This is a genomic window from Bacillus sp. XT-4 (assembly GCF_050864245.1).
GTDB classification, from domain to species: Bacteria; Bacillota; Bacilli; order Bacillales; family Bacillaceae; genus Bacillus; species Bacillus altitudinis.
In genome coordinates, this window is record NZ_JBPAFI010000001.1 from 795,083 (window position 1) to 821,147 (window position 26,065).

Here is a 26,065-nt window from a genome sequence, read left to right on the forward strand (position 1 = left end):
AAAAAACCTTTGTTTTCCTAGAACAAAAGTATAGACAGGTTGGATCATGCTGGATGCCCGTGTATGGAACAAATATAAAAAGGAGCATAACACAAAGGCATTTAATGCTTTTGGCCAGCTCCCATTGCAATCTTTTTTATGTTTACAGTGCTTTGGCTTGCGCCTGTTTCACTTGTACAGGTCCCATGCCTCGAGGAATTTCGATGTTTTCTCTTGTTTCAGCACCTAGTTCATCTCCGATATGATCTGCTGCAATATTCGGATCTAGATCGCCGCAAGTATAAACATCTATGCTCGCATAACCATGTTCAGGAAAGCTGTGAATTGTCAGATGAGATTCAGAAATAATGACAACTCCACTTACTCCTTGAGGTGCAAATTTGTGAAAAGCAACCTCTCTTACTTCAGCTCCTGATTTCAAAGCTGCATTTACAAACGTTTTTTCAATAAAATCCATGTCGTTCAGTTTATCACAGTCGCATCCCCATAACTCGGAGATAACGTGACGTCCGATTGTTTCCATCATGGACCCCCCTTAAACAAGAATGAAAGAGTGAAGTTCTAAGCAGCCGGACCGGACATATACCACGGGGGAAAGTTAGTCCAAAGAGGTCCTAACCCTTTAAGTATACCCGAATGAGTCTGCGAACAAGAAGTTCACGAAAAATAGTATACTTTGTTTAGACCCATTTTGCAAGCTGTGTTTTTAGTGGGATTTTCTCTCATTTCTTGAAAAGGGACGTTCAGTCTTCTTCATTTCAAACAGCTGAAAGCTCTTTCATCTGGGAACCAACAAACTTTACAAGATCAACCACTCTGCAAGAATAGCCCCATTCATTGTCATACCATGCAAGAACTTTTACTTTTCTGCCTTCCATCACCATCGTTGTAAGTCCATCAACGACAGCAGAATAAGGGTTTGTGTTAAAGTCTGTGGAGACAAGTGGTTCATCTGTGTAGTCTAATATGCCAGCAAGAGATGTTTTTGAAGCCGTTGCAAAGGCAGCATTGACCTCTTCTGCTGTGACATCTTTTTTCAAGTCGACCACAAGATCAACCATCGACACATTTGAAACCGGTACGCGAAGTGCAAGTCCATGTAATTTCCCTTTCATGTGCGGCAGCACTAAAGAAAGCGCTTTAGCGGCACCCGTCGTTGTTGGAATGATGGACTGGGCACATGCTCTTGCCCGGCGCAAATCCTTGTGGGGGTTGTCGATATTTTTTTGATCATTTGTATAAGCGTGAACCGTTGTCATTAAGCCGTTGTCGATGCCAAATTCATCATCTAACAGCTTGACAACTGGCGCTAAGCAGTTTGTTGTACAAGATGCGTTTGAAATAACGACGTGCTTTTCAGGATCAAGATCATCCTCATTGACACCCATTACAATTGTAACGTCTTCATTTTTACCTGGAGCTGTAAGTACGACCTTTTTCGCTCCGGCATCTATATGGCCCATCGCTTGATCTTTTGAATTAAATTTCCCTGTTGCTTCGATCACGATATCAATCCCAAGCTCTCCCCATGGAAGCTGCTTTGGGTCTCTATTATTGAGCAAAAGCACTCTTTTGCCGTTGACAATCAACGCGTCATCTTCTGCTGTCACATCGCATTCGTAACGTCCATGATTTGTGTCATATTTAATTAAATGTGCTAGCGTTTCGGCAGGATAGCTTGCGTTCACCGCTACAATTTGAATTTGATCATCAAGCATTGCTTTTCTGAAGACCATGCGTCCAATTCTGCCAAACCCATTGATCGCTGCTTTTACCTTCATGAACAGGTCACTCCTCTATTATGTGTTATACTCAATAAATTTATTTATGAAATTAGTATATCACATTAGAATGTAATTTCCAGTATATAAACGTATATTTTCAAAAAAGGGCTGTTCTTTGCAATGAAATTGACGAAAAAAGCATAAAAAAAGAAGAGTACTGTATGTACTCTTACTTATCTGTATGTTCCCATTCGTTTAATATGTTCTCTAATTGCTTTCTCATAAAAGCAAGATCTTTTGTGTTTTCTATCACACGGTCTGCTTTTTGGCATTTTTCCTCAAGAGACTGCTGGGAGTGAATGCGATTCAGTGCTTCTTCCTCGCTCAGGTCGTTTCGATTCATGAGCCGCGACAGCTGCAATTCAGGCGTCGTGTACACAACGATGATGCGGTCGACTAGCCCTTCCAGCTTGCTCTCGAATAGGAGCGGGATATCAAGCACAACAAATGCTTCATTGTTGCTCACCCCTTCATCACGCTGCTCGAGCATTTCCTTTCTGACTTCAGGATGAACGATGGCATTGAGCTGTTTTCTTTTCTCTTCATCAGAAAAAATGATCGCTCCAAGCTGCTGCCGGTTCAGTTCACCATTTGGCAGAAGAACCTCTTCACCAAAAGTTTGAACGATTTGATGAAGGGCAGCCGATCCTTTAGAAACCGCTTCTTTTGCAATGATATCAGCATCCACCACCCGAATGCCTTTCTCTTTTATCATCTGCGAGACTGTGCTTTTTCCGCTAGCAATCCCGCCTGTTAATCCAATGACGAGCGTCAATTCGTTTCCTCCTTTACAGCTTCCACACCCCAATTAAAATGAGCAACAGCCCTGGTAAGCATGCGAGTTTATCGATCCAGCGCCAATTGGCCAAATAATGACCTGCACGCAGTCCGATGCATACAAAAAGAGAACTCATCACAGCGACCGTGATGCTCATGACAATTGGAGAAAAACCAAGAATCGCTGCACCAATCCCTGCACCAAATGCATCGATGGATAAAGCAATTCCAAGAAGCACCGCTTCCATTCCATTAATGGTGCCAGAGCGGTCAATATCTGCACTTGTAGGCTTTCGCAAAATATGAATGACAAGCCCAAGAGACTGCACTTCTACATTGAGAAGTGTTTTTTCATGAAGGAGCAAATCACGCTCTTTCGCTGGTTTATAAAATTGATACAGAACCCAAAGTCCGATGGCAATTAAAATGCCTCCACCCAGTTTATCTGTCACTGAGACAGGGAGGAATGTCGTGAGCAGGCTGCCAATCAGCATGGAAATGAGCAACACAATTCCTGAACAGCAAGCAATAATAACGATGGCTTTAAATGGAATTCTCATCTTGCGAAGACCATACGTAAAACCTACAGAAAAGCTGTCAATGCTGACGGCAATAGCTAAAAACAGAAGCGAAAACGAAATCATACCTGTACTCTTCCTTTCTGTTCATGCAACGATGATCAAGAGTCTCTAGGCGTCCTTAGACTCTTCTTCACTATATGAAGAGCAGGTGGGCTGTGTGTCAGTCTACACCTTGCTGAAAAAAGAATGTTTTTTATCGTATGCATGGCAAAAAGGAAGCATGCTGACGGCTTACTTTTATGAAGGGCGTTTTTGGCAGGTCACACAAAAATGAGTGCCGCGCCCTCCAACCACTGTTTTTTCTATGATACTTCCGCACGTCTGGCAAGGTTCTCCCCGCCGGTCATATACAAGAAGCTGTAATTGAAAAGTCCCAATATCACCTTGTGAATTGATGTAGGAACGAATGGTGCTACCTCCTGCATCAACAGCCACTTGAAGCGTGTCAATAATATGTTTGTGGAGCACCTTACAAGATGCAAGACTTAGCTGATTCGCTTTTGTTTCTGGATGAATGCCTGATTTAAACAGCACTTCATCTACATAAATATTACCAAGGCCAACCACAATCTTTTGATCAAGTAAAGCCGTTTTGACCACGCGGGAGGTTTTCTTTAATTGCTCCCATAAATAGTCTGGTGTAAATGAGTCTGAAAAAGGTTCATATCCCAGCTGTGATAGCGGAAGTTCTTTTTCTTCTTCGCCTGGCTGAAATAGATGCATCGTCCCAAATTTACGGACATCATGATACCGAAGTTCGGTACCATCTGTGAACGTAAAGACGACGTGTACATGTTTATCATAAGGCTCACCAGTTTCATGTACACGGTATTTCCCTTCCATTCTTAAATGGGAGACCATCACATAGTGGTCTAAATGAAAGAGTAGAAACTTCCCTCTTCTTTCAATGGTTTGAATGGTTTCTCCTACCATCCTTCTAGCGAACTCTTCCGGTTCCCCAGGACGTTTGATGATATTTGGCCATTTGATATCGACCGTTTCAATCGTTTTTCCTTTGACTAACCGCTGAAGAGTGCGCCGGACGGTCTCAACCTCTGGTAATTCCGGCATGCTCCTCGCTCCTTTTTCTCTCTCTTTATTTTGCGTCGTACCAAGATGGGCCTGAAGCGAAATCGACTTTTAGCGGCACATCGAGCTGAAGTGCGCTTTCCATGACTTCAGGGACGATTTTTTCTAATATGGCGATTTCTTCTTTTGGCGCTTCAAAGATCAGTTCATCGTGCACTTGCAATAACAGATTTGCCTGCAGATTCTCTTCTTTTAACTTTCGTGCCATATCAATCATCGCTTTTTTGATGATATCGGCGGCACTGCCTTGGATCGGTGTGTTCATTGCCGTTCTTTCCGCAAAGCTTTTCACATTAAAATTACGGCTTGTGATATCTGGGATATATCGTCTACGTTTAAGAAGCGTGGTCACATATCCTTTTTGTTTTGCTTCCTGCACGATGTCCTCCATATAGGTTTTCACGCCTTTAAAGCTTGTTAAATAACGGTCAATGAAGGCCGCTGCTTCTTTTCTTGTAATCCCAAGATTTTGAGACAGTCCATAATCACTAATTCCATATACGATTCCGAAGTTGACAGCTTTGGCCTGTCTTCTCATAGAGGAAGTCACTTCTTCTTCTGAGACATGGAACACATCCATGGCTGTTTTCGTGTGAATATCCATATCTTGCGTAAAGGCTTCAATCAAGTTCTCATCTTGAGAAATGTGCGCGAGTACACGCAGCTCAATTTGAGAATAGTCAGCTGCAAACATGAGCCAGCCTTCTTTTGACGGAACGAATGCTTGACGAATCTTTCGGCCTTCTTCTAAACGAATCGGGATGTTTTGAAGGTTTGGATCTGTTGAGCTTAGTCTTCCTGTTTGTGTAAGTGCCTGATTAAATCTTGTGTGCACTTTATGCGTATCTTTGCGCGTCACTTTCATTAAGCCTTCCACATAAGTAGATTGCAGCTTTCCTATTTGACGGTAATGCAGAATGGACCGAATAATTTCGTGCTTGTCTTCAAGCTTTTCAAGGACATCCGCAGACGTAGAGTAGCCGGTTTTGGTCTTTTTGATAACAGGCAGTCCTAATTTTTCAAATAAAATCACACCAAGTTGCTTCGGTGAATTGATGTTAAATGTTTCTCCTGCTAACCGATGAATGGTTTCTTCATATTCCTTCAGCTTCTTCGTGAGTTCTTCACCCATTTTCTGAAGACGTTCAACATCCACTTTTACCCCAAGAGATTCCATTTCACCTAAGATGAGGGCAAGTGGCAACTCTAAATCTTCATACAGCTCATGCTGGTCATTTTTTTCTAACGCTTCAAGGGTCAAATCATGCAGCGCAGAGATCGCTGCTGCTTTTCTTCCAAGATGGTCTTTTAGCTCTTCTTCAGGTGGAATCGCCTGTTTCGCTCCTTTTCCGTAAATTTTTTCATCGGAAAGGGCAATGTTCAGGCCATATTCCTTCGCCACACTTGCAACGTCCTCATAGGATTTCTGCGGATTGACCACATAGGAAGCGAGCAGGACATCGTTATCGACACCTTTAAGATCGACATCATGCCATCTGAGGGCAACAACCGCTCTTTTGGAATCAAAGACCCATTTCTTCTTCGTTTCATCCTGTACCCATTGTTTAAATGCTTCAGATTGCAGAGCATCTTCTTTTGTCATAAAAAATGCACCGTTCTCATTATGGATCGCAAACCCTATCAAATCGGCTTCGTGATAATTGTCTCCTAGCTGTTCTACCACAAGTGCAGCGTGATCTGTCAGCATGTCCTCCGTGACATCTGTCATTTTCTTCACGTCTAGTTCGTCTATTTCTACTGGTTCATCTGATTCTGGCGCTTCTCCTAAACGCTCTAGCAGCGTTTGAAAGCCCAGTTCTTTATAAAGCGAGATGACCTGCTCCATGTGAGGACCTTCATAGGCGAGCTCTTTGCTTGATACATCTATTGGTGCTTCTACGAGAATCGTCGCCAGCTTTTTACTCATCACCGCTTGTTCTTTATATTCTTCAAGCTTTTCTTTTAGCTTTTTCCCGCTGACTTCGTCAATATGATCAAGCAGATTTTCAAGCGTTTCAAACTGTTTTAGTAATTTGATCGCTGTTTTTTCACCAACACCAGGCACGCCAGGAATATTGTCTGATGAGTCTCCCATCAGCCCTTTCATGTCGATGATTTGATCTGGCCTGAGTCCGTATTTCTCTTCAATATGTGCCGGTGTGTAATATTCTACTTCTGTGATCCCTTTTTTCGTAATGGCTACTGTTGTATGGTTTGTTGAAAGCTGCGTTAAGTCTTTATCTCCTGAGAAGATCTTGACCTCAAAGCCGTCCTTTTCTGCCTCTACAGCCAGTGTGCCGATAATGTCATCCGCCTCGTATTGCGGAAGCTCGTACCTTTTCACTTGATAAGCATCTAATAGCTCACGGATGAACGGCATTTGTTCTGATAGTTCTGGCGGAGTTTTTTGTCTTCCGCCTTTATATTCCTTAAAGGTCTCGTGACGGAAGGTGGTTTTACCCGCATCAAATGCTACGAGCATATGAGTCGGCTTCTCGTCTTCCAGCATCTTCATTAAGATCATCGCAAAGCCATAAATGGCATTTGTATGTACGCCTTTATCATTGGATAATAGCGGTAAAGCAAAAAAAGCTCGATAAGCGAGGCTGTTTCCATCCACAAGTACTAATTTCTTTTGATCTGTCATCTTTTAATCCTCCATCGACTGAGCCGGCTCAGCCGTCTCTTTCGCACATTGTATGTTCATTTTATCAAAGTTTATTTTGAAAAGAAAATAGACGAGCCTGCATAAAAAAGGGACGAAAACAACAAGTGTTTTCGTCCTTCCAAAATTGGCTCCTTGGATGAAGGGGTTCCTATTCATCCTACCAATGATTGATTAACAAAACATGAATTCATTGTAAAGATCATGTAAATTTTAACGCCACTTTCCATTCTTCTCTATTTTGACTTTAAACTCACGGTAAACGTCGTCCCTTTGCCTTGTTTGCTATGAACAGAAATCGTTCCTTCATGTGCTTCGACAAGGTGTTTGACAATGGCAAGACCAAGCCCTGTACCGCCTGAGTTTCTACTTCGATCTTTATCAATTCGATAAAATCTCTCGAATATTCTTGGAATCTCACTCTTTTTCATACCGATCCCTGTATCTGCTACATCAAATTCATAGCTGTCTTTCCTCTGTCTTGCTGTGATCGTGACACTTCCTCCCTCTGGTGTATAGGTGAGAGCATTATTGATCAGGTTGAGGAAAATTTGTTTTAATCTCAGCGGATCTGCCATGACATAGACCGGCTCTTTCGGGACACGCACTTGTAGGTCAATGCCTTTTTCAGCAGCCTTTTGTTTTAGCAGCACTTCAATCTCTTGAATGATTTCTGTCGCATTGGCTTCTTGAATATTCAGCTTAAAATGCTGCTGTTCAATTTTCGAGAGATCAAGTAAGTCTTGGATGAGCGTTTCTAAACGAATACTCTCTTTTAGGATGATAGACAAAAATTGTGTCAGCGCTTCTTTGTCGTCAATGGCACCATCAAGAAGTGTTTCAGAAAAGCCTTTAATTGACGTGATCGGTGTCTTTAATTCATGTGACACGTTAGCGACAAAGTCTTTTCGCATCTGTTCTAGCTGCTTTGTTTCTGTCACATCATGAAAGACAAGAACAATTCCTTTCCATTCATCGTCCGTACTTAAGATCGGAACACCATCGACTTGGAAATAACGCCGCTCGATGTCAACAGCGAGACGTAAGAACTTTCGGACCTTGGTTTCTGTCATGAAAATTTCGTCTATTAATTCAATAATCTCTTCATGGGTAAAGGCTTCATGATACAGCTTGTGCATGTAAATGTGTTTTTGCACTTTGAATTGCTTGCGGAATGTTCGATTGACTAAGTGGATATAGCCCATTTTATCAATCAAAATAATCCCCGCTCCAATGTTTTCAATGACTGTTTGCAGACGATCTCGCTGCATTTCGCCAGCGCTTGTCATGTCTTGAAGACTTTCTGCCAGACGCTTCATTGATGTATTGAGTTCACTTGTTTCAATGATCAGCTCTTCATAGTTATTTGTATCATAGTTCCCTCGTTCAAGCTGTTTGGCCACCTTTGTGGCATAATCAATCGGCTTTACATACTTCATCGACATGCGATAGCCAAAAAAGACGATGATAATGATGGCTGAACCAAGACAAAAGGCTAATGCAAGCCAGAGCTGGCCGTCAATCTCATTCAAAGGCTGGAATGAAGCATGAAGAAATAAATATCCCGCCGGTTCGTTTTGTTTCATCATTGGAACTGCATAATGAAACAGCGCATCTTTCTCATCCTCAATGAACGTTCCTTTTGTTTGGAGCTGCTCATTTTCCAGCATGTTTAAAATGACGGCTCTTTGTTCTGCTTGACCCGTTGTATGTATGATATTCCCCTTCACGTCCACAATCGACGCATTCATATCGAGATGCTGCTTTGCTTGATTGAGAATCTTCTTGTTTTGCTCCGCGTTCAAATCTTCAACATTCATTGAAGAAAGGAGAAAACTCGATTCCTTTTCCATTCGTTCGGTTAATTTTGTTTCATAGAAAATATGAAACATATGATCCAAGAAAAGACCAAGCGCAACAAACACAATAAACAGGAGAAAAATGAGCCCAGAAAAAAGGCGGGTTCTCACTTTACTCATTTGGCTTTGGTTCCTCCAATTTGTAGCCTAAGCCTCGAATGGTTTTAATATATGTTGGTTTTTTCGTGTTCTTTTCAATTTTGTCCCGCAAGTGGCTGATATGCACATCCACAATACGAGTATCACCTGCAAAGTCATAATTCCAAACCGCACTTAACAATAGATCACGCGTAAGGACACGGCCTTTATGCTTAGCCAAATAAAGAAGCAGTTCAAATTCCTTTGGCGTGAGCTCTAGACGTTCTTCTTGGAAATAGACTTCGTAATGTTCAGGTAAAATGCGCAGGTCTCCAATTTTGATTTGGTCTGCAATGATCTCTTCCTTCTCTTCTTGCACGGGAGCCGGCTGAGATTGCTGTGCTCTTCTCAAAATGGCTTTTACCCGAGCACCCACTTCTCTAGGACTGAAAGGTTTTGTCATGTAATCATCGGCTCCAAGTTCAAGACCGAGCACCTTATCAAATTCATCGTCCTTTGCTGTCAGCATTAAAATAGGGAACATCATTTTTTGAATTCTCAGTTGTTTGCACACTTCAATGCCGTCCATTTTCGGAAGCATTAAATCAAGCACAATCAGATCAGGCTGTTCACTTGCTGCTTTTTCAAGCGCTTCTTCTCCGTCTCTTGCTGTGACGACATCGTAGCCCGCCCTTTCAAGGTTATAGCTTAGAAGTGTTACAATTGATTCTTCATCATCCACAACTAATATTTTTTTATTCATGTTGTGCCTCCAATTAGTGATTTCCCCTGCATCCGGTTTTTTGTATCTTATGTGAAAAGCGAGAAGTCATGCTTTCTCTTTCATTTTAACGAAAGCTTAACAAGAGAACAATTTAAAATTTCGACAAGATTGGTTTTGTAAACAAAAAGAAGACTCCTCATACGAGAAGCCTTCTCAGCGTGTAGACAAACCCTCGCATTCGGTGTCAGTCCTGCGCGCTGGTGCTCACGAATGTCAAATTCGCTCCGCGCCAGTACTCGCCCTTCCTAGACTGCAAAGGTTTTCTATCACGCTGAAAAGAAGACAAAGGGCTAAAATAAACAACATTTTAGCCCTTTGTCAACAATCTGAAAGAAGACTTCTCTTACGAGAAGCCTTCTTTTTTATTCATATTAAGACAATACTTTCATGACGTTCTTTACAGATTCAACAGAACGGTCAAGCTGACTTCTTTCTTCTTCTGTCAGCTCAAGCTCGATGATCTGCTCAAGGCCGTTTCCACCTACGATTGTTGGAACTCCAAGGTAAATGCCTTCGTAGCCATATTCACCTTCAAGGTATGCAATCGTCGGCATGACGCGGCGTTGATCTTTTAAGATCGCCTCAACCATTTCAACGAGTGAAGCAGCAGGTGCATAATATGCACTACCGTTACCTAATAGGTTGACGATTTCACCGCCGCCTTTTCTTGTTCTTTCAACAATTGCATCAATTCGCTCTTTAGGAATTAATGTTTCCAGCGGGATACCGCCTGCATAAGAGTAACGTACAAGAGGAACCATGTCGTCCCCATGTCCGCCAAGAACAAAGCCCGTCACATCTTTCACAGATAGGTTTAATTCTTGAGCAACGAACGTACGGAAACGTGCTGTATCAAGAATTCCTGATTGTCCGATGACTCTTTCTTTTGGTAATCCTGATTCTTTATAAACTGCATATGTCATTGCATCAACAGGGTTTGTTAACACAACAATGATCGCTTCTGGAGAATATTTAACGATTTCACGTGTCACACTGCGCATGATTTTTTCATTTGTTGACACGAGGTCGTCACGGCTCATTCCCGGCTTTCTTGCAATTCCTGCCGTAATGACCACGACATCAGAACCGGCTGTATCTTCGTAGTTAGAAGTTCCTGTAATATTCGCATCGAAGCCTTGAACAGGACTTGCTTCCAGCATGTCAAGTGCTTTCCCTTTTGTCGGGTTCTCAAGCTGAGGGATATCCACTAATACGACATCCGCTAATTCTTTTTGAGCTGTTAGAAATGCTGTAGTTGCTCCAGTAAAGCCTGCTCCGATGACAGATACTTTTTTACGCTTGTTTGCCATTTCCTTTTTCCCCTTTAACTTTAAAGTTTAAGAATCAAGACAAGTTTTTGATGAGCTCGTCAGCAAACTCAGAACATTTCACTTCTGTTGCACCGTCCATTAATCTAGCAAAATCGTACGTGACGACTTTAGATGCAATTGTTTTTTCAACAGATTGAATCACTAGATCAGCAGCTTCTTGCCATCCAAGGTGCTCAAGTAAAAGCACGCCTGATAGAAGAACAGAAGATGGATTCACTTTATCAAGACCAGCATATTTCGGTGCTGTTCCGTGAGTCGCTTCAAAAATAGCGTGTCCTGTTTCGTAGTTGATGTTTGCACCAGGTGCGATACCAATTCCACCAACTTGTGCTGCAAGTGCATCAGAGATGTAGTCTCCGTTTAAGTTCATTGTTGCGACAACATCGAACTCAGCTGGACGAGTTAAAATTTGTTGAAGGAAAATATCTGCAATGCTGTCTTTGACAATGATTTTGCCAGCAGCTTCTGCTTCACTTTGCGCTTTGTTTGCCGCATCTTTTCCATCTTGTTCTACAATACGATCATATTGTGCCCATGTAAAGACTTTGTCGCCAAACTCTTTTTCAGCCACTTCGTAGCCCCAGTTTTTGAAGGCTCCTTCTGTAAATTTCATGATGTTTCCTTTGTGAACAAGTGTCACAGATTTACGGCCTTGGTCAATCGCATATTGGATCGCTGCTCTGACAAGACGAGATGTTCCTTCTTCAGAAACTGGTTTGATTCCGATACCTGATGTTTCTGGGAAACGGATTTTATTCACACCTAATTCGTTTTTCAAGAAGTCGATTAACTTCTTCACTTCGTCTGATCCTTTTGCATACTCGATTCCTGCATAGATATCTTCAGTGTTTTCACGGAAGATGACCATGTCTGTGTCTTCTGGACGTTTCACAGGAGATGGTACGCCTTGGAACCAGCGAACTGGACGTAAGCATGTGAATAAATCAAGCTCTTGTCTTAGTGCCACGTTCAATGAACGGATTCCTCCGCCAATTGGTGTTGTCAGTGGTCCTTTGATCGCGATTAAATATTCACGAATGTCTTCAAGTGTTTGCTCTGGAAGCCATTCGCCCGTTTTATTATAAGCTTTTTCACCTGCATATACTTCTTTCCAAGTGATTTGCTTTTCACCTTTATATGCTTTTTCTACAGCTGCTTCAAGAACTCTTGATGCTGCTTTCCAAATGTCAGGACCGATTCCGTCCCCTTCGATAAACGGGATAATTGGATTATTTGGTACATTCAATACGCCGCCAGTAACTGTAATTTTTTCGCCTTGTGACAATGATATTACCTCCCAGGTTATGTAGTGAATATTTGAAACTTCCAAGCTTGATGTCTGCAAGCCAAGAAGTTTTTCACATGATTCGTTTTTTGTTGATATGGAGGCTGATTGGTTTAGATGGATCAGCCTCCACTATTCTATAAACATTAGTCTCTTTCACTGATCGGAACAAACGTTTGAAGATCAGGTCCAATATAGTCAGCTCTTGGACGGATCAGACGGTTGTTGTCATATTGCTCTAAAATGTGAGCAATCCATCCAGAGAATCGGCTGATCACGAAAATTGGTGTAAACAAGTCATGATCAATCCCAAGACTGTGATAGACAGAAGCAGAATAAAAATCAACATTTGGTGGAAGATTTTTCTCTGATGTCACGATTTTCTCTGCGCGTACAGACATTTCATACCATTTTGGCTCGCCTGTGAGATTTGTTAAGCGCTGGCTCATTTCTTTTAAATGTTTTGCACGCGGGTCACCCTGGCGGTAAACGCGGTGGCCAAAGCCCATAATTTTCTCTTTCTTCTCTAGCTTACCATGAATATAGGAATCTACGTTTTCAACTTCGCCAATTTCTGACAGCATCTTCATTACGCCTTCATTCGCGCCGCCATGAAGTGGTCCTTTCAATGCGCCGATAGCCGCTGTTACACCAGAGTAGATATCTGATAGTGTAGCAACACATACACGTGCTGTAAATGTCGATGCGTTTAATTCGTGATCCGCATGTAGAATGAGCGCTTTATCAATCGCTTCAATTTCTACTGGTGAAGGCTCTTCGCCATTTAGCATATATAAGAAGTTTGCAGCATAGCTGTATTCTTCTTTTGGCTGTACAGGCTCAAGCCCCTTTCGAATACGTGAGAATGCAGCGACAAGTCCAGAAATTTTCGCTTGTAAGCGAATGGCTTTTCTGTAATTCGCTTCTTTGTCCATAATCTCTGATTCGTCATCAAGTAAACCTAATAAGGATACCGCTGTACGAATCGCAGACATTGGATGAACCCCATCCAGCGAATAAGATTTAAAGTGCTCAATGATCTCTTGCGGAATATGAGCATTTTCATTGAGCTGCTGCTTTAACTCGCTTAGCTCCTGCTCATTCGGCAGCTTTAAGTGCCATAACAGGTAGACAATTTCTTCGAAAGTAGCTTTTTCAGTTAAATCATCGATATTGTACCCTACATAAGTAAGAGTATCATCAATAATTGAGCTTACGGATGAAGTTGTTGCCACGATACCTTCAAGACCTCTTGTTGCTGTCATGTTCAATCTCCCCTTTTTAAAAAGATTCCCCTTCGTTGCAAAATTCTCGCTTTTTGAAAGCGCTATCCAACCAAAATAGGCTGGCAGGTTTAGAAAAGAAAATGCTTACATTTACCTATACGGTTAGAGCGCTTTTAGCCTCATATCTCTTGTTTGATCAATGAGTTCAAAATTAAGCCTATTCCCATTATAAACAATAATCAGACATTTGTTAAATGTTTAACTATAATTTTTTTTGATATTTTTTTTTCCAGCCTTCCGGTTCGGGCATGGAATAAAGGGATTTTGCTTCTTTTAATATATTTAATTATGTTTTTTTGCAAAAGCTCACGTCAGAAAAAATATCAAAAGAAAGTGGCATGAGCCACTCTCTTTTTAACCGCTGAAAAATTTCACTGCTTGCATCGCTAAATAGGCAATTCCAGCACCAATCAGCGGGCCAACAGCCACACCTTTGAATAAGCTGACTGCCAAAATCGTACCAAATACAAGTGCCGCGGTAATATGCGGATCGTTTTCGAGTAGCACAATGCCGTTTTTTGCAATTAATGCTACTAATATACCCGCTCCAAGAGCTATCCAAGCATAGGAAGATTTCATCGCTTCTCCAAGCTGTTTAAATCCAATGTCCCCTGTTGCGATCGGTACAAGCACAGCGATCGTGATGACCGTCACACCCCAATTGATACCTTTTGATTGCAGAACCGGGAATATTTTTTGATCCAGGCCAATCAGCTTAATGGCAATCAGCACAGAGACCGCTAAAATTAACGAATTGTTTTTTGCAATAAGTGCAATAACGAGTAAAAGAACCAAAAACAAATTTGCTTGAGTAAACATACGCCGCTCCTTTCTTTCTTTTTATTGCGACCTTTTCATATTACTAATCTTTTTGAATAAAATGAAGTATCGGACATGCTTGTTTTTTGGAGGGGATTGTGTGAATCACACGTATGTGGCCATTTTTTTGCGAAGTTTGATGATTTTCAGCATCGCCGTTTGTGCGGTTGTTTTTTTATATCAGTCTTTTCCGTTTTTATATCCATTTTGGATTGCATTTGCCGTGTCGTGTTTGATTCATCCAGCCGTATGCAAAATCGAAAACATGACCGGGATGCCAAGAGGTTTTGTTGTTATCATTGTGTTATTACTCTTTTTAGTGGTAGCAGCTGGATTCATGACACTTTTAGTGGCGGAAATCATTTCAGGAAGTGCTTATTTAGCAAAGGTACTGCCAGGTCATCTTGATCAAATGATTGGGATTGTGGAACGTTTTTTCACAGATCAGATTTTGCCTTTATATCATGATTTGACTGCTCAATTTAATACACTTCAAGCAGGTCAAAAGGAGTCGATTTTAGGACAAATCCAAGCACTTGGTGATGAAGCAGCGGCAAAAATCGGGACTTTCCTTTCAAAAACTCTTGAATTCATTCCAGCTTTTTTAGGTCTTTTGCCTGATGCAGCAGCGACACTTTTATTTTCCGCACTAGCGACTTTTTTTATCACAAAAGATTGGTTTACATTAAAAAAATATGGTTCTCGTATCTTTCCCGCCAAATGGATGCTTCATACACGTGCCATTTTATCTGAAATCAAAAAAGCCATTTCTGGCTTTATGAAAGCCCAGCTTCTCCTTGTTGCCATGACCATTGGGATCGTGCTGATTGGACTTTTCATCTTAAAGGTCGAGCATGCGATCGTGATCGCTCTATGTATTGGTCTAGTTGATTTACTTCCTTACATCGGGAGTGGCACCGTTTTTCTTCCGTGGATCATTTACTCCACCATGACAGGAAATCTTTCACTCGCCATTGGACTGGGCATTTTGTATATTGTGGTGCTCATTCAAAGACAAATATCAGAGCCAAAAGTCTTAAGTAAATCAATCGGTCTTAATCCTTTAGCAACACTCGTGGCATTGTTTGTCGGGTTAAAATGCTTTGGTTTTCTTGGACTTGCACTCGGTCCCGCTTCTCTTGTCGTTTGGCAGGCGTTTCGTAATGCAGGGGTTTTCAGAGACCTTTATCAGTACATTCGGTATGGTGCGCAAAAGTAAAAGAGACCTGATGAGAAGGTCTCTTTAGCGTATAATCGTATAGCGTTTGCGATTGGACATGTTTCTAAGCCAGCGCTCAAAGAGCGGTTTGATCCGTTTTCTTGTCATGGGAATGAGCAGAACAGCCCCAATCAGATCAGAAAGGAATCCAGGTATGAGCAGCAGCAAACCACCGATCAGAATGCAGAAGCCATCGACAATGGTGGCCCCTGGCATTTTGCCATATTGTAAATCTCGCTGTACTTTCTGAAATGCTTCTATTCCTTGTTTTCTTGCATAGTAAGCACCTAGTGCACTTGTCAGCACAATGACTAGCATCGTTGGTAAAATACCAATGATGTTACTTGAGATTAAAAATAAACTAATTTCAACTGCTGGGAACAGAATCAATAATAGTAGAAAATATTTTTTCAAGCCATATCACCTCATGGGGTCTCTTTCATCGAAAGCTGTTTACTTTTTTTAGTGTAACATAAAAAAAGAGAGGAGTCAGATAACTCCCCTCGTGTGTGATTTAAAGGACGCTTGCACGGCCTTTGTAGATCGCTCCGCGTGCTGGATCTACTGTAATCTCTTCGCCTTCTTTTAGAAGTGTTGTGGCACTGTCGAGACCAACAATGACTGGAATGCCAAGACTGAGCCCAACGACTGCTGCATGGCTTGTTAAACCGCCTTCTTCCGTGATAAGGGCAGACGCTTTTTCTAAAGCACCCATCATATCACGATCTGTGCAGTTTGCGACAAGAATCGCACCATCGTACATTTTTTCCTCTGCTTCTTTTCCGCTTTGTGCAATAACAACCGGTCCAAATGCAGATTTGCGGCCAATTCCTTGACCCTTCGCAATGATGTCACCGACAACATACACTTTCATTAAGTTGGTTGTACCTGTTTCACCAACTGGCACACCAGCTGTAATCACGATTAAATCACCATGTCTTACATAGCCTGTTTCAATTGACTTTTCTACTGCATTCTCAAGCATTTCATCAGTAGATGTCGTTTTTGAACCGCTCTTTGCAAATACACCGAATACGAGTGAAAGTTTTCTTGCCACTGATTCGTTTGCTGTGACTGCTACGATTGGTGCTTTTGGTCTATATTTTGAAATCATTCTTGCAGTATGACCACTCTCAGTAGGTGTCACAATCGCTGCCACATCAAGCTTCATAGCTGTGTGCGCAACAGATTGACCGATCGCATCTGTAATGCTGACCTCTACTTCTTCGCTTCTGCGAGAAAGGATTGCTTTATAGTTAAGTGCTTCCTCTGAACGTGAGGCAATGTTGTGCATTGTTTGCACAGCTTCAACTGGATATGTTCCTGCTGCTGTTTCACCAGATAGCATGATCGCATCTGTACCGTCAAAAATAGCATTTGCCACATCACTTGCTTCTGCACGAGTTGGACGCGGGTTACGCTGCATGCTGTCCAGCATTTGAGTTGCTGTGATGACAGGCTTGCCTAAACGGTTGCATTTTTTGATTAGCATTTTTTGAACAAGTGGTACTTCTTCTGCCGGAATCTCTACACCAAGATCTCCACGCGCGACCATCAGTCCATCTGATACCTCAAGGATTTCATCGATGTTATCAACGCCCTCTTGGTTTTCAATCTTAGGAATGATTTGAATGTCAGCTGCGTTGTTCTTTTCAAGTAGCTCACGAATTTCAAGAACATCAGAAGCTCGTCTCACAAAAGAAGCTGCGATGAAATCGACACCTTGTTCAATTCCAAACAGAATATCATTGGCATCCTTTTCTGTAATACCTGGCAAGTTCACACTCACACCCGGTACGTTGACACCTTTTTTGTTTTTCAGTGTGCCTGTATTCATTACTTTTGTGACGATTTCTTTTCGGTCCTTATTTAATTCTTTTACTTCTAGACCAATCAGACCATCATCTAATAAAATGGTTGAGCCCACTTCTACATCATGAATTAAATCTTCGTACGTCACACTGATTTTTTCAGTGTTTCCCACAATGTCTTCCATACTCACGATAAGATCAGCACCAGCAACTAACTCAATTGAGCCGTTTTCAACTGTACGTGTACGGATCTCTGGACCTTTTGTATCAAGAAGGATCGCAATGTCCTTGCCTAAAGTTTTACCTGCTTTGCGAATGTTTTCAATACGTGCACCATGCTCTTCAAAATCTCCATGAGAGAAGTTTAGTCTGGCTACATTCATTCCTGCTTCAATCAATTCAGTCAGCTTTTCAATGCTTTCACTTGCTGGACCGATTGTACAAACGATTTTTGTCTTTCTCATTACTGTTCCTCCTAAGGTCTTCTCGTTTTATATAGAGAGCTCTTGTGAAAGTCGGTACATATTTTGATCGACTGTATGCTTTTTATCTAAGATGTCTAAAATATCGTGATGAACGAGTTCGTTGCTTTGTATGCCTACACAGCGTCCGCCTCTTCCTTCAAGAAGAAGTTCTACTGCATACGCTCCTAGGCGACTTGCGAGCACTCGGTCAAACGCACTTGGAGAACCTCCACGCTGAATATGTCCTAAGACAGATACACGCGTTTCAAGGCTTGTCTCCTCTTCAATTCTCTTACCAAATTCGACACCGCTGCCTACGCCTTCTGCGACGATGATGATACTGTGCTTCTTGCCGCGCTCATGTCCTCTTCTCAATCTGGCAATAATTTCGTCCATGTCATAGTCTGCTTCAGGAATCAAAATCGATTCAGCTCCGCCTGCAAGACCTGACCAAAGGGCAATATCCCCCGCATGTCTTCCCATTACTTCCACTACGTATGTACGTTCATGAGATGTGGCTGTATCACGAATTTTATCAATGGCATCAATGACTGTATTTAGTGCTGTATCAAAGCCAATAGTGAAATCAGTACCTGGAATGTCATTGTCAATCGTGCCGGGAACACCTACACATGGAAAACCGAGCTCTGTTAATTTTTTCGCTCCCATGAATGAGCCATCTCCACCGATGACAACAAGTCCTTCAATACCGAATTTTTTTAAGTTCTCAATCCCTTTTTCACGACCTTCAACTGTCTTGAATTCAGGACATCTTGCCGTGTAAAGTTTTGTTCCTCCACGATGAATGATATCGCCTACTGAACCTATTTCGAGTTTCTCAATTTTACCGTTAATTAGACCTGAATATCCATTATAAATACCGTAAACTTCTACATTATGGTAAATTGCTTTCCTTACAACTGCGCGCACAGCTGCATTCATTCCTGGGGAATCCCCACCGCTCGTTAAAACTCCTATACGCTTCATCTTTTTCACCTCAGAGACCATATATGAATTAAACATACCATTTCCACTGCTTGAAAACAATCATGAGCAAAACCGGATGTTTTCAATACGAATTTCTAAAACCGTACTTATTATACAATTAAATAAAATGTTTTTAAACAAAAGTTAAGAAAGTCATGAAAGCACTTTGTTCAAAAAACAGTTGATTCAAGTGCTCTAAACCTTGTCAAATCAACGTTTTCAGACGTTTCAAATTTTATGAAAACAAAAGAAAATTATTTTCAAATAGCGCTTACATCAGATCGTTTTGATGAAAAAAGACGAAAAAAATAAACGCCAGCCAAAAGGCTGTACGTTTATTTAGTTTACCCCAATATATTGATTTTCAATCGATACTTTGCCGATTGCTTTGTATTTTTGATATCTTTGTTCGACTAATTCTTCAGGCGATTGTTTGAGCAAAGATGTAAGTGACTGTTTTAATGTTTTTTCAATGTAGGCTGCTTGTTGTTTCACGTCTCGGTGTGCTCCACCTTGCACTTCTTTAATAACATCATCTATAATATCTAATTCTTTTAGGTCTGGAGCGGTAATTTTCATTGATTCTGCAGCTTTTTTTGCAAGTGATGAGTCCTTCCAGAGCAGTGCTGCTGCACCTTCAGGTGAAATCACTGAATATGTTGAGTTCTCTAGCATAAATAGGTGGTTTCCTACGCCTAAGCCTAGTGCTCCGCCACTTCCGCCTTCTCCAATGACAATACAGACAACCGGTACACGAAGTCCTGCCATTTCGAAAAGGTTTTTCGCAATTGCTTCACTTTGCCCGCGTTCTTCAGCTGCTTTACCAGGATAAGCTCCTTTTGTATCAATAAAGCAAATGATTGGACGATTAAATTTATCTGCTTGTTTCATCAAGCGCAATGCTTTACGGTAACCTTCTGGATGCGGCATCCCGAAATTACGGCGCAAGTTTTCTTTTGTGTCTTTTCCGCGCTGATGACCAATGACTGTGACAGGAAGTCCTTTAAACGTGGCAATTCCTCCAACGATGGCTTCATCGTCGCCATAAAAACGATCACCGTGACATTCGAAAAAGTGATCAAACAGCTCTTGAATGTAATCGAGAGTTGTTGGGCGCATCGCATGACGAGCAATTTGTACTCTGTCCCACGGCTTTAAATTTGTATAAATGTCTGTTTCAAGCTTACTCAGTCGCGTTTCAAGGCGCTCAATTTCCGCACTTAAATCCATCTCTGAGTTTTGTGTGAACTTTTTCAATTCATCAATTTTCGCTCGAAGTTCAATGACAGGTTTTTCAAATTCTAGTTCTCCAGCCACTCTCGTTCACCTCCTGTGCTGTGTAATGCTAAGATTTGGCCTAATGTTTCTTTCATTTCTGCACGGTGAATCACAGCATCTAGCTGACCATGCTTCATTAAAAATTCAGCCGTTTGGAAGTCCTCTGGTAGGTCTTCACGAATGGTTTGTTCAATGATTCTGCGACCAGCAAAACCAATTAATGCACCAGGCTCTGCAAAGTTGTAATCACCGAGAGACGCGAAACTAGCTGATACACCGCCAGTTGTCGGATTGGTCATCACAGAAATAATCAGACCTTGATCCTCGCTGAACAGCTTTAATGCTGAACTTGTTTTTGCCATCTGCATCAGACTAAGAATCCCCTCTTGCATTCTTGCTCCTCCAGATGCAGTGAAGATGATAAATGGCACCTTGTCCGCTTTTGCTTTCTCAATAGCTAGTGTAATCTTTTCACCAACGACCGAGCCCATGCTGCCCATACGGAACGTGGCATCCATGACAGCAATGACAGCACTTTGACCTTTAATTTCACCTTTTCCTGTCACGATGGCTTCATTCAAAGATGTTTTTTCTCTGTCTTTCTGAAGCTTTTCTTCGTAGCCTGGGAAACCGAGCGGGTTCTCAGAAATGAGGTGACCGTTAAATTCTTCAAATGTGCCTTCGTCTACAAGGCTTTCAATACGTTGTTTTGCATTCATTTGCAAATGTCTGCCGCAATTCATGCAAACACGTAAATTTTTATCTAGTTCTTTGGTGAGCATTATTTTTTTACATTGCGGACATTTGGTCATGATGCCTTCAGGCACATCTTGACTTGCCTGTTCAGAGGGTACAGATGCATATTTTTTCTTTTTACTGAAAATATTCTTGATTGACAAATGACTACCTCCCTTTTTGAAGGGTTTTTTCTTTACACGCACATCCACTATTATAGGACATGTCATAACTGTACCGAAACTATTGTACTTTTTTTGTCAAACGCTGTCATCCTTCATTCAATTTTTTCAGTGGGGAATTGATGAGAAATGAGTATAGGTTTGGGGCGCTGAGTAGTTGGTATATGTGAATTGTGAACGTCTACAAAAAAATCTCATTTAGGATGAAAAAAATTTCGTGAAAGAGAGGAAATGGTGCACGTTTTTCCTCCAAATTCAGAAAAAACGTGCACACTTTTCCAATTCGATTACTCGCCGATAATCGTTAATTTTCTTGTTTTTTCTGCAACAGCTTCTGGGTCTACTTTGATTCTTGAAACGCCCGTTTCCATTGCTGCTTTTGCCACTGCTTTGGCTACCGCTGGCGCTACTCGTGCATCAAATGGCGCAGGAATAACGTATTCCGCTGACAATTCTTCATCTGATACAAGGGAAGCAATCGCTTCAACAGCTGCAATTTTCATTTCTTCGTTAATATGTGTCGCACGTACATCAAGCGCTCCGCGGAAAATACCAGGGAATGCAAGGACGTTGTTCACTTGGTTCGGGAAGTCAGAACGGCCAGTTCCTACAACACTTGCACCTGCTGCATGTGCATCTTCTGGCATGATCTCTGGGTTTGGATTCGCCATTGCGAAGATGACAGGATCTTTTGCCATTTTTCCAACCATTTCTTTAGTTAAAGCACCTGCTACTGAAACGCCGATAAAGACATCTGCGCCTTCAATCACTTCTTCTAAAGAACCTTCTTTACGATCTTGGTTCGTGAATTTAGCTACTTCATTTTTCACTGCATTCATACCATTCGGACGGCCTTCATAAATAGCGCCTTTTGTATCACACATGATGATATCACGTACACCGAAATGATAAAGAAGTTTGATAATCGCAATTCCTGCTGCTCCAGCGCCGTTTGCAACCACTTTAATTGAAGACATTGATTTTCCAGACAGCTTCAGTGCATTCACAAGTCCTGCCACTGTTACAATCGCTGTCCCGTGCTGATCATCGTGGAAAACAGGAATGTTTGTCTCTTTTTTCAAACGCTCTTCAATGATAAAGCAGTTTGGTGCTGCAATATCTTCAAGGTTCACGCCGCCAAACGTCGGCTCAAGAAGCTTCACTGTTTCAACGATTTTGTCTACATCGTTTGTTGCAAGTGCGATTGGGAATGCATCAACACCTGCAAAGCTTTTGAATAAGACAGCTTTTCCTTCCATTACTGGAAGAGATGCTTCAGCCCCAATGTTTCCAAGCCCTAACACAGCACTTCCATCTGTGACAACAGCGACCATATTGCCTTTCATTGTATAATCATACACTTTGCTTGTGTCGTCATAAATATCTTTACATGGCTCTGCCACACCTGGTGAGTAAGCCAAGCTCAAGTCTTTCGCATTTTTCACTTGTACCTTTGATTTTGATTCGAGTTTGCCTTGATTCTCTTTGTGCATATGTAATGCTTCTTCTCTTAATGACATGTGATGAACACTCCTTCAAGTGGAAAATGATTTAATGAATTGCTAAGTTGATAAGCACATACTTGGCAGATTAAATACACAGAATCTTTAAAATGATAACACAATAGGTGAAATTGTAAAACATATTCAGACGATTTGTCATCATTTAATCACAACGTTTTGTTCACCTAGCAGCTCTTTTAACTGGAAAATGACCGCATGATCTGCATGAACTTTGTATGCATCTGGAAGTCTCATCGTCTTTTTTTGCTTTTCATAATACAAATAGACATCTGCTTCTCCCCTGTGCATGGAGATTACTCGCTTCACTTGTTCTAGCAGCTCCTGCGTATGGTTCTCTTCTTTGACTCGAATGTAGACAGATTCTTTTCTTTTAGAGCCCATCTCTTCCAGTAGAACAGCTTCTTGCACGATGATTTGACTGCTCTCATTTCTGACATCTATTCTGCCTTCAACATAAAGCATTGCGCCCTCCTCAAGTAAGGGGGACAGCTTTCTAAATTGCTCTGGAAAGACGACACCTTCCATTTCTCCCGTTTCATCCCCGAATGTGACAAATGCCATCGATTGTCCATTTTTTGTCCGAATCGATTTCACCTTTGTCAAAAGACCACCCATTGAGATCTTTCGCTTTATATAGGAAGAAAGTCTGATGATTTCCACTGCACCATTCTCTCTCAAACGATCTCGATACGCTTGTACTGGGTGATTTGATAAATATAACCCGAGTGCTTCTTTCTCAAATTGCAAGAGATCGACAAGCGGCATTTCTTCTATCTCCGCATATTTTAACTCAAGTGGGAAGGTTGTATCCCCAAGAAAGTCCAGCTGATCCTCAGGTGTTAAAAATGACACATGGTCTAACGCAATATCTATCGATGCTAATAACGAAGCACGATTTGGATGAAGCTCATCCATTGCCCCTGAGAAAATAAGGGCTTCAATCGTTTTTCGGTTGACACTCTTTGTTGATACCCTTGCGCAAAAATCAAATAAATCTTCAAATGGCTTTTCCTGTCTTGCTCTGTATATATCCTTTACAGCTGACACTCCGACATTTTTGATCGCTCTTAAGCTGTAGCGGATCTCCCCTTTTTCAACCGTGAATGGAAATTCGCTCTTATTAATAGAAGGCTTCAACACAGATATCCCTTTTTCCTTTGCCTCATAGAAATATTGAGCCACTTTGTCTTCATTTCCAATCACACTCGTTAAAAGACCGCACATAAAATATAACGGATAATGCGCTTTTAAATAAGCAAGCTGAAAGCCGATCATGCTATATGCAACAGCATGGCTTCTATTAAAACCATAGTTTGCAAATTTGACGATTAGGTCATAAACGTCATTTGCAATGTTAACAGGATACTCCTTTTTTAGGCATCCTTCAACAAAATGGCTTCGCTCTTCATCAAGCACCTTTTTATCTTTCTTTGAAACGGCTCTTCTTAGTAAATCAGCCTCGCCCAGCTTAAAGCCTGCCATCTTTGCTGCAATCAGCATGATTTGCTCCTGATAGACGATAACCCCATATGTATCCTTTAAGATGTCATACAAATCTGGATGCGGGTAGGAGACTTTCACTCTGCCATGCTTTCGGTCGATAAAGAGCGGGATATTCTCCATCGGACCCGGGCGGTATAAGGCATTGACAGCCACGATATCTTCTAGACTAGAAGGTTTCAGTCGTCTCAGCACCTGACGCATACCTTGTGATTCGAGCTGGAAAATCCCCGTTGTATCTCCCGCTGATAACAAATCAAACGTTTTCTGATCTTCATATGAAATGTCACTAAAGTTAATGTGGACGTTTTCCTGTCTTTCAATCTGGTTTTTAATGGATTCAATTAATGTTAAGTTTCTCAAACCTAAAAAATCCATTTTTAAAAGACCGAGATCTTCTAAATAATTCATCGCATATTGCGTCAAATACACTCCATCATGGCCTTCTTGAATAGGCACGACTTGTGTGAGCGGCTCCTCACTTAGGACAACGCCGGCTGCATGTGTTGATGTATGTCTTGGTAATCCTTCTACCTTTAAAGCGGTTTGAAACACTCTTTGCAGCTCTTCAGATTGCTGGAGCAATGTTTTTAATTCTGAGGAGACTGTCACCGCTTCTTTCAGTGTCGTCCCTGGCTTTGATGGGATGACTTTTGCAAGGCGGTCTGCTGCTTTTGAATCAATTCCCATCACACGTCCGACATCTCTTAAAGCTGCCTTTGCGGCAAGTGTTCCAAACGTGACAATTTGCGCCACATGCATATCCCCATATTTGTCTTTTACATATGAAATGATTTCATCTCTTCTCGTGTCAGGAAAATCGATATCTATATCTGGCATGCTGATGCGTTCAGGATTTAAAAAACGCTCAAATAAAAGCCCGTGACGGATCGGATCGACATCTGTAATAAACAGAACATACGCAACTAAAGAGCCTGCTGCTGATCCCCGGCCAGGACCTGTGACAATGCCATGATCATGAGCATACTTCATAAAATCCCACACGATGAGGAAATAATCACTGAAATTCATTTTTTGAATGATGCTCAGCTCATACTCAAGCCTTTTGATATATGTGTCATTTGAAGCAATCTGTCTTCGTTTCATGCCTTCTTGGCACACTCTTCGTAAAAACTGATCAGCTGTTGATTGATCAGGCGTCGGATAAGTTGGCAGTTTCGTCTGACCAAGATTTAAATCGACCTCGCAGCGGTTTGCAATCTCAACCGTTCTTGCCAGCAATTCTGGATCATCACCAAACCACTTCATCATTTCTTCGGTCGATCTGAAATGCTTGTCTCCTTGGTCTTCCTCTATTTCTGATAACTGCTGGCCTGCTTTAATGGCCTTTAAACATGTATATGCGGTTTTGTCCTCTTGATGGATATAGTGGACGTCACCTGTTGCCACAAGCGGGATGTTCGCCTTTTTTGAGAGTTCCCTGAGCTTATGAGACAGCTCTTCGTCCTGCTGAAACGGCTGAACGGCTAAATACACATGTTCCTCACCAAAAAGATCTTTTAAATGGCTCGCTGCATCCCTTGCTTCATCTAGCTGATCATGTTGCAGCAGCGTTTCAATATAGCCGGATACGCCTGGTGTGATGGCAATAAGGCCATGATGATAGGCTTTCAGCCATTTCTCTTTCAGGCCGGTTTTTGACTTTGATTTCAAGACACTGCTAATTTTGATCAAGTTTTGATAGCCTTCATTATTTTTGGCAAGGAGGATCAAAGGATAAGCCTCTGTCTCTTGTTCATCTATGAAGACAGAAGCTGTTAAACCGATAATCGGCTTGATGCCATGTGTTTTACATTCCTTATAAAATTCAACCGTTCCATACATCACATGGTCATCGGTAAGAGCGAGCGCTTGATAGCCAAGTTCTTTCGCCTTTAATACGAGCTCCTTGACCTTCGCTGCACTGCTCAACAAGCTGTATCCACTGTGGACCTGAAGATGAACATAGGACATGCTTAATCCACTCCTTTCGTCTAAATTCATTCTTTCATTATAAAACGCGATGCG

At 41.6% G+C, this 26,065-nt stretch carries 20 protein-coding genes; 1 reads left to right on the plus strand and 19 read right to left on the minus strand.

Annotation, left to right across the window (positions count from 1 at the left end; translation table 11 throughout):
* Positions 1-142: 142 nt before the first annotated feature.
* From speD to ACRRMM_RS04255, 12 genes are all read right to left on the minus strand, one after another.
* A complete protein-coding gene (gene speD, locus ACRRMM_RS04200; RefSeq protein ID WP_003216492.1) occupies positions 143-523 on the minus strand; it encodes an adenosylmethionine decarboxylase in 381 nt (126 codons plus the stop codon).
* A 235-nt stretch (positions 524-758) separates the two neighbouring features.
* Positions 759-1,781 (minus strand): glyceraldehyde-3-phosphate dehydrogenase, encoded by a 1,023-nt coding sequence (locus tag ACRRMM_RS04205; RefSeq protein ID WP_008346043.1) that lies wholly within the window; start codon positions 1,779-1,781, stop codon positions 759-761.
* 172 nt (positions 1,782-1,953) lie between these two features.
* On the minus strand, positions 1,954-2,559 hold the full coding sequence (gene coaE, locus ACRRMM_RS04210) for a dephospho-CoA kinase (protein WP_428828551.1): 606 nt from the start codon (positions 2,557-2,559) through the stop codon (positions 1,954-1,956).
* A gap of 13 nt (positions 2,560-2,572) precedes the next feature.
* Entirely contained in the window at positions 2,573-3,205 is a 633-nt protein-coding gene (gene ytaF / locus ACRRMM_RS04215; protein WP_007501684.1) for a sporulation membrane protein YtaF, read from the minus strand.
* Positions 3,206-3,379: 174 nt separating this feature from the next.
* On the minus strand, positions 3,380-4,213 hold the full coding sequence (mutM, locus tag ACRRMM_RS04220; protein WP_007501686.1) for a DNA-formamidopyrimidine glycosylase: 834 nt from the start codon (positions 4,211-4,213) through the stop codon (positions 3,380-3,382).
* 25 nt (positions 4,214-4,238) lie between these two features.
* A complete protein-coding gene (gene polA / locus ACRRMM_RS04225; RefSeq protein ID WP_342493053.1) occupies positions 4,239-6,878 on the minus strand; it encodes a DNA polymerase I in 2,640 nt (879 codons plus the stop codon).
* 254 nt (positions 6,879-7,132) lie between these two features.
* Positions 7,133-8,875: a two-component system histidine kinase PnpS gene (pnpS, locus tag ACRRMM_RS04230; RefSeq protein ID WP_217816498.1), complete on the minus strand. Its 1,743-nt coding sequence runs from the start codon at positions 8,873-8,875 to the stop codon at positions 7,133-7,135.
* Positions 8,868-9,596: a response regulator transcription factor gene (locus tag ACRRMM_RS04235; protein WP_007501691.1), complete on the minus strand. Its 729-nt coding sequence runs from the start codon at positions 9,594-9,596 to the stop codon at positions 8,868-8,870. The genes pnpS and ACRRMM_RS04235 overlap by 8 nt, the downstream gene beginning before the upstream one ends.
* Positions 9,597-9,988: 392 nt before the next feature.
* Positions 9,989-10,927, minus strand: coding sequence for a malate dehydrogenase (gene mdh / locus ACRRMM_RS04240; RefSeq protein ID WP_008346058.1), 939 nt, complete (start codon positions 10,925-10,927; stop codon positions 9,989-9,991).
* Positions 10,928-10,961: 34 nt separating this feature from the next.
* Positions 10,962-12,233: an NADP-dependent isocitrate dehydrogenase gene (gene icd, locus ACRRMM_RS04245; RefSeq protein ID WP_008346060.1), complete on the minus strand. Its 1,272-nt coding sequence runs from the start codon at positions 12,231-12,233 to the stop codon at positions 10,962-10,964.
* Positions 12,234-12,379: 146 nt separating this feature from the next.
* Positions 12,380-13,498, minus strand: a complete 1,119-nt coding sequence (gene citZ / locus ACRRMM_RS04250; protein ID WP_050943591.1) for a citrate synthase — start codon at positions 13,496-13,498, stop codon at positions 12,380-12,382.
* A 375-nt stretch (positions 13,499-13,873) separates the two neighbouring features.
* Positions 13,874-14,338 carry a DUF441 domain-containing protein gene (locus ACRRMM_RS04255; protein ID WP_007501699.1) on the minus strand — a complete coding sequence of 155 codons (465 nt, stop codon included), beginning with the start codon at positions 14,336-14,338 and terminating at the stop codon, positions 13,874-13,876.
* Positions 14,339-14,438: 100 nt separating this feature from the next.
* On the opposite strand from ACRRMM_RS04255, the gene ytvI reads away from it, so the two are divergent.
* Positions 14,439-15,557, plus strand: coding sequence for a sporulation integral membrane protein YtvI (gene ytvI / locus ACRRMM_RS04260; RefSeq protein WP_217816497.1), 1,119 nt, complete (start codon positions 14,439-14,441; stop codon positions 15,555-15,557).
* Positions 15,558-15,581: 24 nt separating this feature from the next.
* Here ytvI and ACRRMM_RS04265 read toward each other — a convergent pair whose 3' ends face one another.
* The 7 genes from ACRRMM_RS04265 to dnaE all read right to left on the minus strand — a co-directional run bounded on the left by ACRRMM_RS04265 (position 15,582) and on the right by dnaE (position 26,011).
* Entirely contained in the window at positions 15,582-15,971 is a 390-nt protein-coding gene (locus ACRRMM_RS04265; protein WP_268438398.1) for an FxsA family protein, read from the minus strand.
* 100 nt (positions 15,972-16,071) lie between these two features.
* On the minus strand, positions 16,072-17,832 hold the full coding sequence (gene pyk / locus ACRRMM_RS04270) for a pyruvate kinase (RefSeq protein WP_008346071.1): 1,761 nt from the start codon (positions 17,830-17,832) through the stop codon (positions 16,072-16,074).
* A 27-nt stretch (positions 17,833-17,859) separates the two neighbouring features.
* Positions 17,860-18,819, minus strand: coding sequence for a 6-phosphofructokinase (gene pfkA, locus ACRRMM_RS04275; protein WP_017358271.1), 960 nt, complete (start codon positions 18,817-18,819; stop codon positions 17,860-17,862).
* Positions 18,820-19,158: 339 nt separating this feature from the next.
* Positions 19,159-20,136, minus strand: a complete 978-nt coding sequence (gene accA / locus ACRRMM_RS04280; RefSeq protein ID WP_017358272.1) for an acetyl-CoA carboxylase carboxyl transferase subunit alpha — start codon at positions 20,134-20,136, stop codon at positions 19,159-19,161.
* Positions 20,121-20,996, minus strand: a complete 876-nt coding sequence (accD, locus tag ACRRMM_RS04285; RefSeq protein ID WP_008346077.1) for an acetyl-CoA carboxylase, carboxyltransferase subunit beta — start codon at positions 20,994-20,996, stop codon at positions 20,121-20,123. The genes accA and accD overlap by 16 nt, the downstream gene beginning before the upstream one ends.
* A 305-nt stretch (positions 20,997-21,301) precedes the next feature.
* Positions 21,302-22,534: an NAD(P)-dependent malic enzyme gene (locus ACRRMM_RS04290; RefSeq protein WP_007501712.1), complete on the minus strand. Its 1,233-nt coding sequence runs from the start codon at positions 22,532-22,534 to the stop codon at positions 21,302-21,304.
* 141 nt (positions 22,535-22,675) lie between these two features.
* Entirely contained in the window at positions 22,676-26,011 is a 3,336-nt protein-coding gene (dnaE, locus tag ACRRMM_RS04295) for a DNA polymerase III subunit alpha (RefSeq protein WP_428828552.1), read from the minus strand.
* Positions 26,012-26,065 lie beyond the last annotated feature (54 nt).

Bases quoted from the DNA above. Each gene is read 5' to 3' on its own strand.
- speD (WP_003216492.1), bottom strand. From the start codon at position 523: ATGGAAACAATCGGACGTCACGTTATCTCCGAGTTATGGGGATGCGAC.
- ACRRMM_RS04205 (WP_008346043.1), bottom strand. From the start codon at position 1,781: ATGAAGGTAAAAGCAGCGATCAATGGGTTTGGCAGAATTGGACGCATG.
- ytaF (WP_007501684.1), bottom strand. From the start codon at position 3,205: ATGATTTCGTTTTCGCTTCTGTTTTTAGCTATTGCCGTCAGCATTGAC.
- mutM (WP_007501686.1), bottom strand. From the start codon at position 4,213: ATGCCGGAATTACCAGAGGTTGAGACCGTCCGGCGCACTCTTCAGCGG.
- polA (WP_342493053.1), bottom strand. From the start codon at position 6,878: ATGACAGATCAAAAGAAATTAGTACTTGTGGATGGAAACAGCCTCGCT.
- pnpS (WP_217816498.1), bottom strand. From the start codon at position 8,875: ATGAGTAAAGTGAGAACCCGCCTTTTTTCTGGGCTCATTTTTCTCCTG.
- ACRRMM_RS04235 (WP_007501691.1), bottom strand. From the start codon at position 9,596: ATGAATAAAAAAATATTAGTTGTGGATGATGAAGAATCAATTGTAACA.
- mdh (WP_008346058.1), bottom strand. From the start codon at position 10,927: ATGGCAAACAAGCGTAAAAAAGTATCTGTCATCGGAGCAGGCTTTACT.
- citZ (WP_050943591.1), bottom strand. From the start codon at position 13,498: ATGACAGCAACAAGAGGTCTTGAAGGTATCGTGGCAACAACTTCATCC.
- ACRRMM_RS04255 (WP_007501699.1), bottom strand. From the start codon at position 14,338: ATGTTTACTCAAGCAAATTTGTTTTTGGTTCTTTTACTCGTTATTGCA.
- pyk (WP_008346071.1), bottom strand. From the start codon at position 17,832: ATGAGAAAGACAAAAATCGTTTGTACAATCGGTCCAGCAAGTGAAAGC.
- pfkA (WP_017358271.1), bottom strand. From the start codon at position 18,819: ATGAAGCGTATAGGAGTTTTAACGAGCGGTGGGGATTCCCCAGGAATG.
- ACRRMM_RS04290 (WP_007501712.1), bottom strand. From the start codon at position 22,534: ATGTCATTAAGAGAAGAAGCATTACATATGCACAAAGAGAATCAAGGC.
- dnaE (WP_428828552.1), bottom strand. From the start codon at position 26,011: ATGTCCTATGTTCATCTTCAGGTCCACAGTGGATACAGCTTGTTGAGC.